The organism is Stenotrophomonas sp. PI_27 (assembly GCF_027854495.1).
GTDB classification, from domain to species: domain Bacteria; phylum Pseudomonadota; class Gammaproteobacteria; order Xanthomonadales; family Xanthomonadaceae; genus Stenotrophomonas; species Stenotrophomonas pavanii.
Genome location: NZ_JAJNOF010000006.1, coordinates 123127 through 139350, shown reverse-complemented (window position 1 = coordinate 139350; position 16224 = coordinate 123127). Strand labels below are relative to the sequence as shown.

The 16224-nt window shown below is 66.4% G+C and carries 14 protein-coding genes, 6 tRNA genes and 1 other RNA gene; 5 read left to right on the top strand and 16 right to left on the bottom strand.

Annotation, left to right across the window (positions count from 1 at the left end; all coding sequences use genetic code 11):
- Positions 1 to 266 precede the first annotated feature (266 nt).
- Positions 267 to 363: signal recognition particle sRNA small type (ffs, locus tag LRM18_RS10105), an RNA gene on the top strand.
- A gap of 281 nt (positions 364 to 644) precedes the next feature.
- On the opposite strand, the gene LRM18_RS10100 is transcribed toward ffs, so the two are convergent.
- Both LRM18_RS10100 and LRM18_RS10095 read right to left on the bottom strand, forming a co-directional pair.
- Positions 645 to 1412 (bottom strand): MBL fold metallo-hydrolase, encoded by a 768-nt coding sequence (locus tag LRM18_RS10100; RefSeq protein ID WP_270954129.1) that lies wholly within the window; start codon positions 1410 to 1412, stop codon positions 645 to 647.
- A complete protein-coding gene (locus tag LRM18_RS10095) occupies positions 1412 to 2161 on the bottom strand; it encodes a 3-deoxy-D-manno-octulosonic acid kinase (RefSeq protein ID WP_032958195.1) in 750 nt (249 codons plus the stop codon). The genes LRM18_RS10100 and LRM18_RS10095 overlap by 1 nt, the downstream gene beginning before the upstream one ends.
- A gap of 20 nt (positions 2162 to 2181) precedes the next feature.
- Here LRM18_RS10095 and LRM18_RS10090 point away from each other — a divergent pair, with 20 nt between their 5' ends.
- Positions 2182 to 3228 carry a glycosyltransferase family 9 protein gene (locus LRM18_RS10090; RefSeq protein ID WP_049466380.1) on the top strand — a complete coding sequence of 349 codons (1047 nt, stop codon included), beginning with the start codon at positions 2182 to 2184 and terminating at the stop codon, positions 3226 to 3228.
- A gap of 18 nt (positions 3229 to 3246) precedes the next feature.
- Here the strand turns inward: LRM18_RS10090 and LRM18_RS10085 are convergent, their stop codons facing one another.
- A complete protein-coding gene (locus LRM18_RS10085; protein ID WP_053462297.1) occupies positions 3247 to 3651 on the bottom strand; it encodes a DUF6165 family protein in 405 nt (134 codons plus the stop codon).
- A 179-nt stretch (positions 3652 to 3830) separates the two neighbouring features.
- Positions 3831 to 3921: transfer RNA gene (locus LRM18_RS10080), tRNA-Ser, on the bottom strand.
- A gap of 164 nt (positions 3922 to 4085) precedes the next feature.
- Here LRM18_RS10080 and LRM18_RS10075 point away from each other — a divergent pair.
- Positions 4086 to 4790, top strand: coding sequence for a PP2C family serine/threonine-protein phosphatase (locus LRM18_RS10075; RefSeq protein ID WP_053506497.1), 705 nt, complete (start codon positions 4086 to 4088; stop codon positions 4788 to 4790).
- A 114-nt stretch (positions 4791 to 4904) separates the two neighbouring features.
- Here the strand turns inward: LRM18_RS10075 and dnaQ are convergent, their stop codons facing one another.
- From dnaQ to LRM18_RS10060, 3 genes are read right to left on the bottom strand one after another with little or no spacing between them, the layout of a single operon-like run.
- Positions 4905 to 5636 (bottom strand): DNA polymerase III subunit epsilon, encoded by a 732-nt coding sequence (gene dnaQ / locus LRM18_RS10070; protein WP_049466387.1) that lies wholly within the window; start codon positions 5634 to 5636, stop codon positions 4905 to 4907.
- Between the two features lie 4 nt (positions 5637 to 5640).
- The gene (rnhA, locus tag LRM18_RS10065; RefSeq protein ID WP_005408275.1) at positions 5641 to 6093 is read right to left on the bottom strand and encodes a ribonuclease HI; all 453 of its coding nucleotides are present in this window, start codon (positions 6091 to 6093) and stop codon (positions 5641 to 5643) included.
- Positions 6094 to 6105: 12 nt separating this feature from the next.
- Complete coding sequence (locus LRM18_RS10060; RefSeq protein WP_053462283.1) at positions 6106 to 6750, bottom strand: methyltransferase domain-containing protein; 645 nt, start codon at positions 6748 to 6750, stop codon at positions 6106 to 6108.
- Positions 6751 to 6761: 11 nt separating this feature from the next.
- Between LRM18_RS10060 and gloB the strand changes: the two genes are divergently transcribed.
- Together gloB and LRM18_RS10050 are read left to right on the top strand one after the other, a co-directional pair.
- Positions 6762 to 7526, top strand: a complete 765-nt coding sequence (gloB, locus tag LRM18_RS10055) for a hydroxyacylglutathione hydrolase (protein ID WP_270954118.1) — start codon at positions 6762 to 6764, stop codon at positions 7524 to 7526.
- Positions 7523 to 8725, top strand: coding sequence for a lytic transglycosylase domain-containing protein (locus LRM18_RS10050; protein WP_049466395.1), 1203 nt, complete (start codon positions 7523 to 7525; stop codon positions 8723 to 8725). The genes gloB and LRM18_RS10050 overlap by 4 nt, the downstream gene beginning before the upstream one ends.
- 181 nt (positions 8726 to 8906) lie before the next feature.
- Here LRM18_RS10050 and LRM18_RS10045 read toward each other — a convergent pair whose 3' ends face one another.
- The 9 genes from LRM18_RS10045 to clpX form a co-directional block, all read right to left on the bottom strand.
- Positions 8907 to 10862, bottom strand: coding sequence for a peptidyl-prolyl cis-trans isomerase (locus LRM18_RS10045; RefSeq protein WP_103283131.1), 1956 nt, complete (start codon positions 10860 to 10862; stop codon positions 8907 to 8909).
- Positions 10863 to 11044: 182 nt separating this feature from the next.
- Positions 11045 to 11121: transfer RNA gene (locus tag LRM18_RS10040), tRNA-Asp, on the bottom strand.
- Between the two features lie 106 nt (positions 11122 to 11227).
- Positions 11228 to 11304 (bottom strand) — tRNA-Asp (locus LRM18_RS10035).
- Between the two features lie 87 nt (positions 11305 to 11391).
- Positions 11392 to 11468, bottom strand: a tRNA-Asp gene (locus LRM18_RS10030).
- An 83-nt stretch (positions 11469 to 11551) separates the two neighbouring features.
- A tRNA-Asp gene (locus LRM18_RS10025) sits at positions 11552 to 11628 on the bottom strand.
- A 26-nt stretch (positions 11629 to 11654) separates the two neighbouring features.
- Positions 11655 to 11729: transfer RNA gene (locus LRM18_RS10020), tRNA-Val, on the bottom strand.
- Between the two features lie 11 nt (positions 11730 to 11740).
- Positions 11741 to 12013, bottom strand: a complete 273-nt coding sequence (locus LRM18_RS10015; RefSeq protein ID WP_005408270.1) for an HU family DNA-binding protein — start codon at positions 12011 to 12013, stop codon at positions 11741 to 11743.
- 218 nt (positions 12014 to 12231) lie between these two features.
- Positions 12232 to 14679 carry an endopeptidase La gene (lon, locus tag LRM18_RS10010; RefSeq protein WP_270954107.1) on the bottom strand — a complete coding sequence of 816 codons (2448 nt, stop codon included), beginning with the start codon at positions 14677 to 14679 and terminating at the stop codon, positions 12232 to 12234.
- 142 nt (positions 14680 to 14821) lie between these two features.
- A complete protein-coding gene (gene clpX, locus LRM18_RS10005; RefSeq protein ID WP_270954105.1) occupies positions 14822 to 16111 on the bottom strand; it encodes an ATP-dependent Clp protease ATP-binding subunit ClpX in 1290 nt (429 codons plus the stop codon).
- Between the last annotated feature and the right edge of the window lie 113 nt (positions 16112 to 16224).

Genomic DNA, 16224 nt, shown 5'->3' with positions numbered 1-16224 from the left:
GGTCATTGGTTCCCGATGTGGGGGAGGTCGTTCCTCCTGGCCGGCATTCTAGCAACGGGGGTCGGTGCCGGCCGCTGCCGGCGGCGACGGGTTACAGCCGATTCAGTGCGTGAAGCTGGCATCGACGCACCCGCCTGCGCTAGAATGAGCGCCTGCCATCGGCCAGCCGATGTGCAGTCCGGCTGTGGTCTCCGGCGCATCGCGCGCTGCTTCCCCTGTTCCGTGAACTGGCCGCCTACCGGGCGGCCAACGTCTCTATGGTGGCCCCGTCGGCCCCTCGCGACGCTAGGTCGAAAACCCCGCCAGGGCCGGAAGGCAGCAACGGTATCGATCGACGCGGGCGCCGAGGTCAGCCGGCGGGGCCATCGCCTTTTCTGCACTGGGGTCAGATCCCTTTGCATGGCAAGGGGCTCTGGCCCCGGCTTCGCATTCTTTGCCCGGCATGGCCCCGCGCCAATCTGGCTCGGGCGTGCCTGTTGGAACACCCGGCGCCACAGCGAACTGCGCAGCACGCCGTGCTGCAGCGGCGCATCGAAGTGACAGCAGCTGCGGTAGCGCACCTGGGCCAGCCCCTCGGCCAACAGTGCGCTCCAGCGCCTCCAGTCCAGCGGCCAGCACCGTATCGGCGGGCTGGCCGCTCCTGCTCAGGGCGGATCCTGCGCCAGTACGTGCGGCGCGGTCGGGCTCGCCAGCGGCACGCACTGCCCCGGCTGCGCGACGCGGTGCCCGCGCGCGGCCAGCGCCTGGCCATCGGCCGCGCTGGCGTAGTGGTACAGCATCATCCGCGCCTGCAGGTCGGCGCTGTACTCACGCTCCAGGTCGTCCACGCCGGTATGCGACGGATTGCCGTGCAGGCCGCAGTCGTGGGCGATCAGTTCGTTGTCGTTGGCGAAGCGGGCCAGCATCTCCGGAATCGGCCGGGTGTCGCCGCTCCAGGTCAGCGCGCCCTGCAGGCGCAGGCCGTAGGCGGTCTCCGGCCAGTGGTGGCGCACCGGGAACACCTCCAGGCGCACCCCCTCATGCCAGAACGCCTCACCCACCACGATCAGCTGGAACGCATCCCAGAAGTTCGCACCGCCTTCGGCCAGCACGTTCGGGTAGTCACCGATGCGCTTGTGCAGCAGCGGCACCACCGTGGCGGGCACGTACAGCCGCACCTTGCCGCGCCGGTGCGCATTGAAGAAGGTGTCCACGAACAGGCGCTCGAAACCGGCCACGTGGTCCAGGTGCACGTGGGTGACGAACAGCGCCTGCGGCATCTGCCCGTAGTGCGCCTTGAACGCGGTCAGTCCTTCGCCGCCGCAATCGATGGTCAGCCACGGGCGACCAGCGCGCTCGATCACCGACATCGGCGACCCCAGCTCGACCGCCGACGCATTGCCGACGCCGAGGAAACGCAACGACCAGTCCATCAGGTGCCCCGGTTCCAGGCCATGTCATAGGCGCGGCGCAGCCGCGCGTAGTCCTTCTGCACGTCTTCCACGCTGCGCTCGCCGCGCAGCTTGATCAGCGAGCGCAGCAGGCGCTTGAGGTTGCGCTCGCGCCAGGCGGTGGCCGGGATGCGGATCACCCCGCGATCGAAGTCGATCAGCCAGCCATGGCCACTGCCATCGAACAGGATGTTGTGCGCGTTGAGGTCGGCATGGTCCAGGCCGGCACGGTGGAAGCGGGCGATCAGCCGCCCGGTTTCCTCCCAGGGGGCGCCGCGGCCGGCGACCAGTGCGCGGTCGGCCAGCGAGCGCACGCCCTCGATCCGCTCCATCAGGATCGCCGCCCGGTAGCGCAGGCCCTCGCGCATGTAGAACGCGGCGATCGGCCGTGGCACCGGCAGCTTCTTCTCGCGCAGCGCGCGCATCAGGCGGAATTCGGCGAAGCTGCGGGTCCGGTCCGAGCCGCGCCAGAGATACTGGTCGTGGCTGATACGGGCGGCCATGCCGCCGCGCAGGTAGTGGCGCAGCACGCTGGCCCCGAACGGCGCATCGACGAACCAGGCGCTGCCGCGGCCGCCCTCGCCCACCGGCCGGGCCCTGCTGCCCCAGTGCTGGGGCGAGAACAGGCCGATCTCGGCTTGCCGCAGCCGCTCGCGGTCGAACAGAATGGCCCCGATGCCGCGACCCTCGCGGCATGGCGTCAGCGCTTCATTGGCGTCGAATGCGACCATTTCATTGAGTCTAACAACACATGGCATCAGCGTCCTCCTCCTTGTGCCTCCTGCGCCTGTCCGCACTGGGCGACGTCACCCACGTGGTGCCCCTGGTGCGCACCCTGCAGGCTGCGCGCCCGGACACGCCGATCCACTGGATCATCGACAAGGTCGGCCACAAGCTGCTCGACGGCCTGCCCGGCGTCACCTTCCATGCCTACGACAAGCAGAGCGGCATGGCCGGGGTCAAGGAACTGCGCAGGCAACTGCCGCCGGGGCGCTTCGAAGCGCTGCTGCAGATGCAGGTCGCGTTCCGCGCCAACCTGCTGTCGGCCTTCATTCCGGCCGAGCGCCGCATCGGCTACGACCGCAGCCGTTCGAAGGATCTGCACGGCCTCTTCATCAACGAGCGCATCCCCGACCGCCCCGGCATCCATGTGCTGGATGCCATCGGCAGCTTCTGCGAACCGCTGGGCCTGCGCCAGACCGAGGTCAGCTGGGACCTGGCCGTGCCGCCGTCCGCCTTCGAGTGGGCCGCCGCGCAGTGGCAGGACGATGGCCGCCCGGTACTGATGATCTCGCCCTGCTCCAGCCACGTGCGCCGCAACTGGTACGCCGACCGCTACGCCGCCGTGGCCAACCACGCCGTGCAACGCGGCTGGCAGGTGGTGCTGTGCGGTGGCCGCAGCGAGCTGGAACGCAGCATGGCCGACGCCATCCAGGCCCAGCTGCAGACGCCGGCACTGGATCTGGTCGGCAAGGACACGCTCAAGCAGCTGCCCGCGCTGCTGGCCCGCGCCAACCTGGTGATGACGCCCGACTCCGGCCCGATGCACATCGCCAATGCGATGGGCACCAAGGTGCTGGGCCTGCATGCGGCCAGCAACCCGAACCGTAGTGGCCCGTACTCGGACCGTCGCTACTGCGTGGACCGCTACGACGATGCGGCACGCAAGTACCTGGCCAAGCAGGCCGCCGATCTGAAATGGGGCACCAAGATCGAGTTCGACGATGTGATGGAACTGATCACCGTGGAAGACGGCATCGCCGCCTTCGAACGCTACGTCGCCGACCACCTGGGGTGAGCGGCGAGCGGCGCGGGATTACGCGCGCTGCGCGTAATCCTGGTAGGACTTCTCTTCCACGTACGCCGAACCCAGCGCCAGGTTGATCGCCTTCTTGATGCGCGCGCGTTCGTCGTTGCGCAGGTAGACGCTGCGCGCCAGGTCGACGAAGCCCTGGTCGAACGCCTGCGCCTTCTCCTTCAGGCGGATGTCGTCCTCGATGTCCCACAGCTGTTCGTTGACGGCCTTCAACTCGGCACGCAGCTTGGCGATGTCCTTCACCGCCGCCGGGTGTGCCATCCAGGTCTTCTCCAGCGCCGACAGCTCCCTGCGCACATTGGCCAGCTTGCCCTCGTCGCTGATGCGCTCGGACTTGATCTGCAGGATCGAGATCTTGTCCAGCAGCTCGCCGAAGGAAACGGGGACGAGGATTTCAGCGGTCATGGGGAAAGGCTCCAGCAGGTGATGCAGGTAGTTTAACCCGCAGCTCGCAATGAAACGGGTAGATCCATCGGGGCGGGGAGAGGCAGGCAAAGGGAGGGGCCACGCGTTGCGCAACGCGCGTCGCGTCCCGCGCCAGATAAAGAAAAAGGGCTGCCTTTCGGCAGCCCTTTTTCTTTATCTGGCGGAGAGGGGGGGATTCGAACCCCCGAGGCGCTATAAACGCCTGCCTGATTTCGAGTCAGGTACATTCAACCACTCTGCCACCTCTCCGGGTGGTCCCCGGCGGACCGGGGACGCGCATCATACGAGGAAGTGAGCCCGACGACAAGTCATTCCGGCCCACGAAGTGAAAAATACCTGAGTACATGCCTTGCCGGATGGCGGAAGCCCCCCGATGATGCCTGTCTCCCCCGGCAATACCCGCCCTGCACACCATGATCGAATTCGGACACCTCACCCATCCCGGCCTGCGCCGCGAGCTCAACGAGGACACCTACTACGGTGACAGCGAGCTGGCCCTGTGGCTGGTGGCCGACGGCATGGGCGGGCACGCCTGCGGCGAGGTGGCCAGCGCGCTCGCGCGCGAAACCATCGTGCGCGAGATCCGCCGTGGCGCGCCGTTGGCCCAGGCCATCCGTACCGCCGACGAAGAGATCATCCGTGCCTCGCGGCGGCGCAACGACACCCTGCCGATGGGCACCACGGTGGTCGCGGCGCGCGTGCAGGGCAATCGCTACGAAGTGGCCTGGGTCGGCGACAGCCGCGCCTATCTGTGGCGCGACGGCCAGCTGGCGCAGCTCAGCCAGGACCACAGCGTGGTGCAGGAACTGGTCGCGCAGGGCAACCTGACCGCCGAACAGGCGCGCGCGCATCCGCATCGCAACGTGGTCACCCAGGCACTGGGCGTGACCGACCCGGCACACCTGAACGTGGCGACCACCAGCGGTGAGCTGCGCCCGGGCATGCAGCTGCTGCTGTGCAGTGATGGCCTGACCGAGGAAGTGGACGACCGCAGCATCGCCCGCACCCTGGCGTTCGAGGACGCCAGCGCGCAGGAATGCGTGGACACGCTGGTCGCCGCCGCGCTCGACGGTGGTGGCCGCGACAACATCAGCGTGATCCTGGTGCGCTGCCATTAAGCGGTAGATCCACGCCATGCGTGGAGGCGGTAGTGCCGGCCGCTGGCCGGCTCACCGGGAAAACGTGTTTCACGCAGATGCCGGCCAGCGGCCGGCACTACCTCATTGCAGGCACTACGCGCTGACGGGTTCTTCCACCTTCGGGCCATCCCACAGTGCGTGACCGGCCTTCTTGCGCAGCCGCTCCAGGCGTGCGGCATGCGCTTCCAGCTCCGACGGCGTGGCCACCACGCGCGGGCGCGGCAGCAGCTTGCTGGTGTCGAACGCGTGCAGCGCCGCACCGGCGCTCCCGCCCTCCTCGTCGCCCAGACCAAAGCCGATCTCTTCCTGGCCGGAGGTCAGCGCGATGTAGACATCGCCGAGGATCTGCGCATCAAGCAGGCCGCCATGCAGGGCGCGGTGCGAGTTGTCCACGCCCAGCCGCTTGCACAGCGCGTCGAGCGAATTGCGCTGGCCCGGGAAGCGCTCGCGCGCCATCACCAGGGTATCGATCACCGTGCAGCGGTCGGTGATCTTTCCGTACTGTGGGCCCAGCAGCGACAGTTCGTTGTCGAGGAAGCCCAGGTCGAACGCCGCGTTGTGGATGATCAGCTCGGCGCCATCGATGAACGCCAGGAACTCATCGGCGATCTGCGCGAAGTCCGGCTTGTCCTCCAGGAACTCCAGCGTCAGCCCGGTGACTTCCTGCGCGCCCTGCTCGAACTCGCAGTCCGGCTTGATGTACTGGTGGTAGTTGTTGCCGGTCGGGCGGCGCTTGAACAGCTCCACGCAGCCGATTTCGACGATGCGGTTGCCCTTCTTCCATTCCAGGCCGGTGGTTTCGGTATCAAGGATGATCTGACGCATGGGCTCAGTTTACCGGGCTGGCGTCGCGGATCTGGATGGCCGCGTTGCGCGCCAGGGTGTCCACCCGCTCGTTGTCCGGGTCGCCGGAGTGCCCCTTCACCCAGCGCCAGTCGATCTGGTGCCGCAGCGTGGCCGCATGCAGGCGCTCCCACAGTTCGCGGTTCTTCACCGGGTCACCACCGGCGGTCTTCCAGTTCTTGCGGATCCAGCCGGGCATCCACTGGGTCAGGCCCTGCCGCACGTACTGCGAATCGGTGTAGAGCACGATGTTGCACGGCTCGGTCAGCGTCTCCAGCCCGGAAATGGCCGCCATCAGCTCCATCCGGTTGTTGGTGGTATGCGCTTCGCCGCCGCTCAGTTCGCGCTCATGGCCCTTGTAGCGCAGCAGGGCGGCCCAGCCGCCGGGGCCAGGATTGCCAAGGCAGGAACCGTCGGTGTGGATTTCGATGGTTTTCAATACAACTCCAGATCAGGTGACAACGGTGCCGTGCCAGCGCACCGGCAGCGGTTTCGGCCCGGGCAGGGCCAGCGTGCGTTTTTCGGCATGGAACAGGCAGGCCGCGCGCAGCGGCGCCCACCCGCCCGGCCGGCGGCTGCCGGCGCCGCGCCAGAGTGGGCCGAGGAAACGCATGTCGTCGCACTCCAGGCCGTGGCGGCCAAGCAGCAGGCGGATCCGCTGCGGCGTACGCACCACCAGCCCATGCTGGCGCCAGTGCGTGCGGTAGGGGCTGAACGGGTTGAGGCTGCTCAGCCACAGGTGGCCGCCCGGCATCAGCACGCGCTCGCACTCGTCCAGCAGCTGGTCGGCATCGCCGGTGGTGACATGCTGCAGCACGACCGCATTGACGCTTTCGTTGGCCAGCGGCAGCGGCAGTGCGCAGCGGGTATCGCCGGCATACCCCGGCCCCTGCCGGAACAGGCGCAGGCCACGCCCGCCCAGCTGTGCATCGTCCAGCCAGCCTGCGCTGGGCGCGATCCACAGCCACGGCTGCACCGGCAGCGCCGACAGCTGCGGCAGCAGCAGCTGCCGCTCCAGCACGCGCAGGGACGCCGCCGGTTCACTGTCGAACCACGGAGCCTGGCTCGCTTGACGGGTGCTCTGCAGCGCGGGCATGGTCCAATTCTATGCGACTGACTGCCCTGCCCGCATTTGCGGACAACTACATCTGGACGTTGATCGACGACGATGGCGCCGCCGTGGTCGTCGATCCCGGCGATGCCGCACCGGTACTCGCGCTGGCCGATCAGGGCCTGCGCGTGGACACGATCCTGCTTACCCACCACCACGACGACCACATCGGTGGCGTGCCCGCACTGCGGGCGCGTTTTCCCTGCGCACGGGTCATCGCACCGGCCGACGAGCGCATCCCGGCGGCGACCGAGCGGGTCGGCGAAGGTGAACGCGTTCAGGCAATGGGCCAAACATTCCACGTACTATCCGTGCCCGGGCATACCCGCAGCCACATCGCGTTTCACACCGCTGAACATCTTTTCAGCGGAGATTCGTTGTTCAGCCTGGGCTGTGGACGCCTGTTCGAAGGTACGCCGTCCCAGCTTCTGGCATCGATGCGCAAGCTGGGTACCTTGCCCGCGCAGCTGCTGTTGTGTTGCGCCCACGAGTACACCGTGTCAAATGCCGTCTTCGCGCGGCATGTCGACCCCGCCAACGCTGCCCTGTGGCAGCGCCAAGAGGAGGCTTTGGCCATGCGCCGCGATGACCGTTCCACCCTGCCGGTAACCCTGGCCAGCGAATTCGAATGCAATCCGTTCCTGCGTGTGCACACGGCGCCGATCCGCGCGTCGGTGTCGGCACACCTGGGCCGCGACGTCGTTGACGACGTCGACGTCATGGCCGGTCTCCGGCATTGGAAAGACGGCTTCCGCGCATGATGCGCCGAAGTCTGCCGCTGGCCCTGGGCCTGGTCCTGGGGCTGGCCGGAACCGCAGGCGCGCAGTCGCTGGGCGCCGGCATCAGCCAGAACCTGACCGCCGCTGCGGCCCTTCCGCTGGATCCGGCCGCGCTGCCGGCCGCGTCGGTGCGCAACGGCCAGGAGATCTTCTCCAGCTTCCGCGATGGCCTGGCCGAGCCTACCTGCGACGCCGAGGCCACCAGCCCGCGCTGGCAGAAGCAGTTTGCCCACGCGCCCTCGCGACTGGCCAACCAGGATGACGATGCGCTGGTGCTGTTCGGTTACGTGGTCGAGGAACTGCGCAAGGCCAACCTGCCCACCGAATTCGCACTGATCCCGTTCGTGGAAAGCGGCTACCGGCCCAACGCCCGCAACGGCAGCGGCCCCACCGGCCTGTGGCAGTTCATCGCCACCACTGCGCGCAACCACCGCGTACCGATGGCCAACGGCTACGACGGCCGCCTGTCGGCGGTCGATTCCACCCAGGCCGCAGTGCGTTACCTGAAGACCCTGCATGGCATGTTCGGCGGCGACTGGCGCCTGGCCACCATGGCCTACAACGCCGGCGAGTACCGCGTGCTGCAGTCGCTGCGCAAAGCCGGCATGAATGCGCAGAATGCCAAGCCGTCGGCCCTGCCCGGCCTGTCGCCGGTCACCTATGCCTACGTCGAGAAGCTGCACGCCCTGGCCTGCGTGCTGGAAGACGTGGAGGATCAGCCGGGCGTGATGGCCTCGCTGGACCGCACCGTGCCGGTGCTGAAGGACCACACCCTGCCCGCCGGCACCAGCATCCAGCAGTGGGCCGCACAGCGCGCCCTGGACCCGGCCAGGATCGCCCGCCTGAACCCTGCCCTGGCGGGCGGCGGCCGCGCCTCGTCGGGCACCACCCGCGTGCTGGCGCCGGTCTCGGCTGCCAATGTGGCCGTCGCAGACGCCGCCACCGTGCAGGTGGCCAGCGCCGCACCGGTGGCCACCACCACGCCAGCGCCGCAGGTCGCCAAGACCGTCGCCGCGATCGCCGATCGTCCGCGCAGCCGCCGCCACACCGTGCGTGACGGCGAATCGGCCTGGACCATCGCCCGCCGCTACGGCATGCCGGTCAAGGCCCTGCTGTCACTGAACGGCCTGAGCGGCAGCAGCGTGCTGAAGCCGGGCGCGGTGCTGCGCGTCGAGGATTGACGCGGCCGCCAAGCGCCTCCCGTGTAGAGCCGAGCCCATGCTCGGCTTTTTTCTTGCCTGCGGCTTGTCGCGGTTCATGGCCCGCCGGGCATGGGCTTGGCGCTACAGTTCAATTCCAGCAGCGCTCCAACAAAAAAAGGCCCGGCATTGCCGGGCCTTTTCATACCTGCAGCCGATGGGCTTACAGGTTCGCTTCGGTGGTCTGGACCACGAACTTCTTGCGCATCGCCTCGATGTAGGCCTTGGCCGCGGCCATGCCGTCGATCTGGCTCAGCTGTTCCTTCAGCTGCTTCTGCTGCTCTGCGGTCACTTCCTTGATGTCGCCCGGATTGACCTTGTTCACCGCAAACAGCAGCGCGTGGCCGTTCACGTCGACCTTGCCATAGCTCGGCTTGCCCTCGGCCGGCACCGGCGCGCTGAAGATCGCGCGGTTGATTTCCGGGGTCGGCACCGGCTGGCTGCGCGGCAGGCCCGGCATCGGGCTCAGCTGCAGCTTCTCGCTGGCGGCCAGCGACTGCAGGGTGGCACCGGCCTTCAGCTTGGCCAGGATGGCGTCGGCGGCCTTGTCGCTGGCCTGGCGCTGGCGATCGGCGCGGATCGCAGCAATCACCTGCTCACGGGCCTTGTCCAGCGGCAGGGCCTGTTCCGGCGTGTGCGCAGCCACACGGATGACCACGCTGTGGTTGGTCGCGCCGCCCAGGGCGATCGGGTCACTGGCGGTACCGTCCTGCACCAGCACGTCGGAGAAGGCGGCACGCAGCACGGCCGGATCGGCGGCGATGCCACTCGCGGTCGCGCGGGTGATCGGGCCCAGCGTCTGCAACGGCAGGTTCACTTCCTTGGCCGCCGCAGCCAGGTCGCTCGGGCTCTTGTTGATGGCATCGACCAGGCGACCGGCCAGCTCGTTGAAGCCGCGCTCACCGTCGGCCTTGAGCTGTTCGGCGGCCAGCGTGTCACGCACTTCCTCGAACGACTTGCCCTGGCCACCGCGCACAGCAGCCACCTTGATGATGTGGTAACCGAACTCGGTCTTGACCGGGCCGATCACGTCACCGGCCTTGGCCGCAAACAGCGCGTCCTCGAACGGCTTGACCATCGCACCACGCTCGACCCAGCCCAGGTCACCGCCCTGGTCCTTGGAGCCCGGATCTTCCGAATTGGCCTTGGCCAGCGCGCCGAAATCGGCACCGGCCGCCTTCGCTTCGGCAGCGATCTTGTTCGCCTTGGCCTCTGCACCGTCACCGGTGATCAGGATGTGCGAAGCCTGGCGCTGCTCCGGCGAGGTGAACTTGGCCTTTTCCTCTTCATAGCGCTTGCGCAGGGTGGCTTCATCGGCCGGGGTCGGTGCCGGCAGGTTCGCGCCGTTGATCTCGACGTACTCCAGCGACACGCTCTCGGCCTGGCGGAAGTCCTTGCCGTGGCTGTCGTACCACTGCTTGATCTGCGCGTCGGTGACCGGCGCGGTATCGGCCGGCACCGGCGGCAGCGCAGCCAGCTCGACGTCGCGGGTCTCGCCCAGCAGCTTCAGCAGGCGCTCGGTCTCGGCCTGGGTGACGAAACCGGAGCTCTGCAGGCCCGACGGGATCACCGACTGCTGCAGGCTCTCACGCACCAGTTCCTGGAACTGGGTCGGCGTACGCGGCGGGTTGCCGCCGGCCAGGGCCAGGCGATAGTTGTTCTCGTTGAACTTGCCGTTCGAATCGAGGAACGCCGGCATGGTCGCGATGTACTCGCGCACGGCGCCGTCGCCGATCACCACGCCCGCCTGTTCACCAACCAGGCGCACGACCTGCTCGTCGATCAGCTGATCGAGCACGGCCATCTTGTTTTCGGTGCTCTCGAACGCCCGCGGGTCGAAGTTGTCGCCCTGCTGCTGGCGCTCACGCATGCGCTCCTGCTCGAAACGCGTGCGGAAATCCTGCGAGCTGATCTCATGGTGCTGCCACAGCATGCGCACCGGCCACCACGACGGTGCCGAACGCCACCAGGTCGGCGGCGCGGATACCCTGGCCACGTTCTGTGCGCCGACGCCACCGAGGTAGCTGTTGTCGATCACGAACAGGAACGGAATCATCAGCAGCCCCAGGATCACGGTGACGATCCAGCCTGAGGTCTTGTCGCGGAGTTTCTGCAGCATGGTGAGGAATCACAAGGCCTGATTGGCGAGCCCGGCAGTGTAACCCGCTTCGCCGCAGGGACCAAAAGCAACCCCGGCGCGGCCCGCGCCCGCCTCCGCAGGCGCGCGTGACCCGCGCACTGGCAATGTCCGCTCATGACGCAAAGAAAAAGCCCCCGGCTTGCGCCGAGGGCTTTTGAAGTTGGCGGAGCGGACGGGACTCGAACCCGCGACCTCCGGCGTGACAGGCCAGCATTCTAACCAGCTGAACTACCGCTCCGCGCTGAAACTTTGCAGGCGCCCAGTATATCCGAAGATTCCCTGGAAACCCAGCCCGATGAACACTTTTTTCAAAGTTTTTTCACAGGGACTTAAGAAGTCTGCAATGGCGGAGCGGACGGGACTCGAACCCGCGACCTCCGGCGTGACAGGCCAGCATTCTAACCAGCTGAACTACCGCTCCGTTCTTGCAAAAACCTTTTTGTCTTCTTCCCGGACCTGCCGGTGAGAAGACAAGGCCCCCAGCTTTCGGCCGGGGGCCTCGATGTAATGGCGGAGCGGACGGGACTCGAACCCGCGACCTCCGGCGTGACAGGCCAGCATTCTAACCAGCTGAACTACCGCTCCGCGTTGTTACCTTTCTTGCTTTCAGCCGGCCTGGACCGGGGAGAAAACAAAGCCTCCAGCTTTTGGCCGGAGGCCTCGTTGAATGGCGGAGCGGACGGGACTCGAACCCGCGACCTCCGGCGTGACAGGCCAGCATTCTAACCAGCTGAACTACCGCTCCACACTCAAACTTTTACCGCGGTGCTGTGGTGGGTGCTGAGGGTTTCGAACCCCCGACCCTCTCCGTGTAAAGGAGACGCTCTACCGCTGAGCTAAGCACCCCAGCGAGCCGCTTAGTTTACAGCATCCTTCAGGGCCTTACCAGCCTTGAACGACGGATTCTTCGAAGCAGCGATCTTGATGGTGTCGCCGGTCTTCGGGTTGCGGCCGGTGCGGGCAGCACGGTCGCGGACCTGGAAGGTACCGAAGCCAACCAGGGTGACCGCATCGCCGTCCTTCAGCGCCTTGGTGATGGCAGCAACGACGGCATCGACAGCGCGGCTGGACTCTGCCTTGGTCAGGTCGGCAGCTTCAGCAACGGCATCGATCAATTCGGTCTTGTTCATTCTCTACAACTCCTTTGGCGGTGGGTTCCGCGGATTCGACAGGGAAGCAACCGCATGCCATCTGCATGCGGCCGCCATGTGGAAACGGTTCGCCGAATTCAGCGATCACCAGACTGCGATCACTCATTCGCGAGTGCTGCTTTTATACCAGTGGCCCTACCCCCACGCAAGCTGAAAGCCAGCAACGACGCGGGTTTCGGGCCATCGGACAGCGCGCGTCAATGCTTGACGCGCGCGTTTCCACTCGGTTTGGCCTTGCTGCGCACCGTGACGCGCTGCGCACTCTTGCGCGCCTTCTTCGGTGCCAACGGACGCTCCAGCGCCAGGTCCAGGACTTCTTCGATGTACTTCACCGGCACGATCTTCAGATCGCGGGTGACGTTGGCGGGGATGTCGGCCAGGTCCTTGCGGTTCTCCTCGGGAATGATGACCGTGCGGATTCCGCCACGCAGTGCAGCCAGCAGCTTCTCCTTCAGTCCACCGATGGCCGTGACGCGGCCACGCAGGGTGATCTCGCCGGTCATCGCCACGTCGGCACGCACCGGCACCTTGGTCAGCATCGATACCAGCGAGGTGACCATCGCCGCGCCGGCGCTCGGACCGTCCTTCGGCGTAGCGCCATCGGGCACGTGCAGGTGCACGTCGTGCTTCTGCAGGAAGTCGCTGTCGATGCCAAAGCCCACGGCGCGCGAACGCACCACCGACAGCGCGGCCGACGCCGATTCCTTCATCACGTTGCCGAGCTGGCCGGTCAGGATCAGCTGGCCCTTGCCCGGCACCAGCGTGGATTCGATCTGCAGCAGGTCGCCACCGACTTCGGTCCAGGCCAGGCCGGTGACCAGGCCGATCTCGTTCTCCTCCTCGGCACGGCCGAAGTCGAAGCGACGCACGCCCAGGTACTTGTCCAGGTTCTTGCTGGACACGCTCACCAGCGCCTTCTTCTTCGCGCCCTTCTTCGCCTTCGCCGGCTGCGGCCCGGCCAGCGCGATCTCCTTCACCACCTTGCGGCAGATCTTGGCGATCTCGCGTTCCAGGTTGCGCACGCCCGACTCTCGCGTGTAGTAGCGCACGATGTCCTGGATGGCGTCACTGCCGATCTCCAGCTCTTCCGGCTGCAGGCCGTTGGCCTTGACCTGCTTGGGCACCAGGTAACGGGTGGCGATGTTGAGCTTCTCATCCTCGGTGTAGCCGGGGATGCGGATCACTTCCATGCGGTCCAGCAGCGGGCCGGGAATGTTGAGCGAGTTCGAGGTGGCCACGAACATCACTTCGGACAGGTCCAGGTCCACTTCCAGGTAGTGGTCGTTGAACGCGCTGTTCTGCTCGGGGTCGAGCACTTCCAGCAGCGCCGAGGACGGATCGCCGCGGAAGTCCATCGACATCTTGTCGATCTCGTCGAGTACGAACAGCGGGTTCTTGCTGCCGACCTTGTTGAGGTTCTGCACGATGCGACCCGGCATCGAACCGACGTAGGTACGACGGTGGCCACGGATCTCGGCCTCGTCACGCACGCCGCCCAGCGACATGCGCACGAACTTGCGGTTGGTGGCCTTGGCGATGGACTGGCCCAGCGAGGTCTTGCCCACGCCCGGCGGCCCGACCAGGCACAGGATCGGGCCCTTCATCTGCTTCACGCGCGACTGCACCGCCAGGTATTCAAGGATGCGCTCCTTGACCTTCTCCAGGCCGTAGTGATCGGCATCGAGGGTGTCCTGCGCCACCTTCAGGTCCTTGCGCACCTTGCTGCGCTTCTTCCACGGCACGCCCAGCAGCCACTCCAGGTAGTTGCGCACGACCGCCGCTTCGGCCGACATCGGCGACATCTGCTTGAGCTTGTTCAGCTCGTTGCGCGCCTTGGCCTCAACGGCCTTCGGCATGCCGGCCTCGGCGATCTTGCGCGCCAGTTCTTCCAGCTCGCCAGGCGCATCGTCCAGGTCACCCAGTTCCTTCTGGATGGCCTTCATCTGTTCATTGAGGTAGTACTCGCGCTGGCTCTTCTCCATCTGCGACTTCACGCGGCCGCGGATGCGCTTCTCCATCTGCTGCACGTCGATCTCGCCGTCGACCAGGCCCACCAGCATCTCCAGGCGGTCACCCACGGCCAGCGTTTCCAGCAGGCGCTGCTTGTCGGCCAGGCGCACGCTGATGTGCGCGGCGATGGTGTCGGCCAGGCGCGCCGGCTCGTCGATGCCCGACAGCGTCTGCAGCAGTTCCGGCGGCAGCTTGCGGTTGGTCTTCACGTACTGCTCGAACAGCGACATCAGCGAGCGGGCGATCGCCTCGACCTCACGTGCTTCGCGCTCGTCGGTGGCGTCGATCTCCACCGCCTGCCCGTGCAGCGAGCCATTGCGCTCGTCGACATGGGTGACCTGCACGCGCGACAGGCCTTCGACCAGCACCTTGATGGTGCCGTCGGGCAGCTTCAGCAGCTGCAGCACCTGCGCCAGCGTACCGACCTGGTAGAGGTCGGCCGCATGCGGGTCGTCGGTTTCGGCAGACTTCTGCGCCAGCAGCAGGATGCGCTTGTCCGCTTCCATTGCCTGCTCAAGCGCGTGCATGGACTTGTCACGGCCGACGAACAGCGGGATGACCATGTGCGGGAACACCACTACGTCGCGCAGCGGCAGGACCGGCAGGTCGAGGGTTTCACTTGGGGAACGGGCCATGGGGGCTCCAGGGAAGGGGAAAACCGCCTCCGGGAGGGCATCTTCCGGAGACAAAAAAAGCCGATGGCCCCGTTATGGGGCCATCGGCTTTCAGATGCAAGGCATTCCTTGAAAATCCTTTCCAATCAACAACCTGGAAGGATCACTCGGCGCCTGCGGCCTTCTGTTCAGGGGCCGTCGGGGTCTGGTAGATCAGGTACGGCTCGGACTTGTGCTCGATCACCGATTCGTCCACCACCACCTTGCTGACGTTTTCCTGCGACGGCAGGTCGTACATGGTGTCCAGCAGGACCGATTCGACGATGGTGCGCAGGCCACGGGCACCGGTCTTGCGCTTGAGCGCCTTGCGGGCAATGGCCGACAGCGCGTCCGGGCGGAACTCCAGCTCGACGTTCTCCATCTCGAACAGCTTCTTGAACTGCTTGGTGATGGCGTTCTTCGGCTCGGTCAGGATCTTGATCAGGGCCGGCTCGTCCAGCTCCTCCAGGGTCGCCACCACCGGCAGGCGGCCGACGAACTCGGGGATCAGGCCGAACTTGATCAGGTCTTCCGGCTCGACTTCGGCCAGCACCTTGCCCACTTCCTGCTTGCGCTCGCTGCTCTTGACCTTGGCACCGAAGCCGATGCTGCCGATGTCGGTGGAACGGGCCTGGATCACCTTGTCCAGCCCGGCGAACGCGCCGCCGCAGATGAACAGGATGTTCTTGGTGTCCACCTGCAGGAATTCCTGCTGCGGGTGCTTGCGGCCACCCTGCGGCGGCACGCTGGCCACGGTGCCTTCGATCAGCTTCAGCAGGGCCTGCTGCACGCCTTCGCCGGATACATCGCGGGTGATCGACGGGTTCTCGCTCTTGCGCGAGATCTTGTCGATTTCATCGATGTAGACGATGCCCTGCTGCGCCTTCTCGACATCGTAGTCGCACTTCTGCAGCAGCTTCTGGATGATGTTCTCCACGTCCTCGCCCACGTAACCGGCTTCGGTCAGCGTGGTGGCGTCGGCCATGGTGAACGGCACGTTGAGCAGGCGGGCCAGGGTTTCGGCCAGCAGCGTCTTGCCCGAACCGGTCGGGCCGACCAGCAGGATGTTCGACTTCGCCAGTTCGACGTCGTCGTTCTTCTGCCGGCTCTCGATGCGCTTGTAGTGGTTGTAGACGGCCACGGCCAGGGTGCGCTTGGCACGGTTCTGGCCGATCACGTACTGGTCGAGGACCTCGAGGATCTCGCGCGGCTTGGGCAGCGAACTGCGCGCCGACTGCGCCTTTTCCTCAAGTTCCTCACGGATGATGTCGTTGCACAGCTCCACGCACTCATCGCAGATGAATACGCTCGGACCCGCAATCAGCTTGCGCACTTCATGCTGGCTCTTGCCGCAGAAAGAGCAGTAGAGGATCTTGCCGGTGTCCGTGGAACGACCTTGGCGGTCTTCGCTCATGCTTCGCTTACCCAGTTACCCCACCCGCTGAACGGGGGTTCGATTCGAGAATAGCACAGGGCCGAGGGGACACCAGTCCCGCCCGACCCTGCAGGAACGGAGCCTTCCTGGCC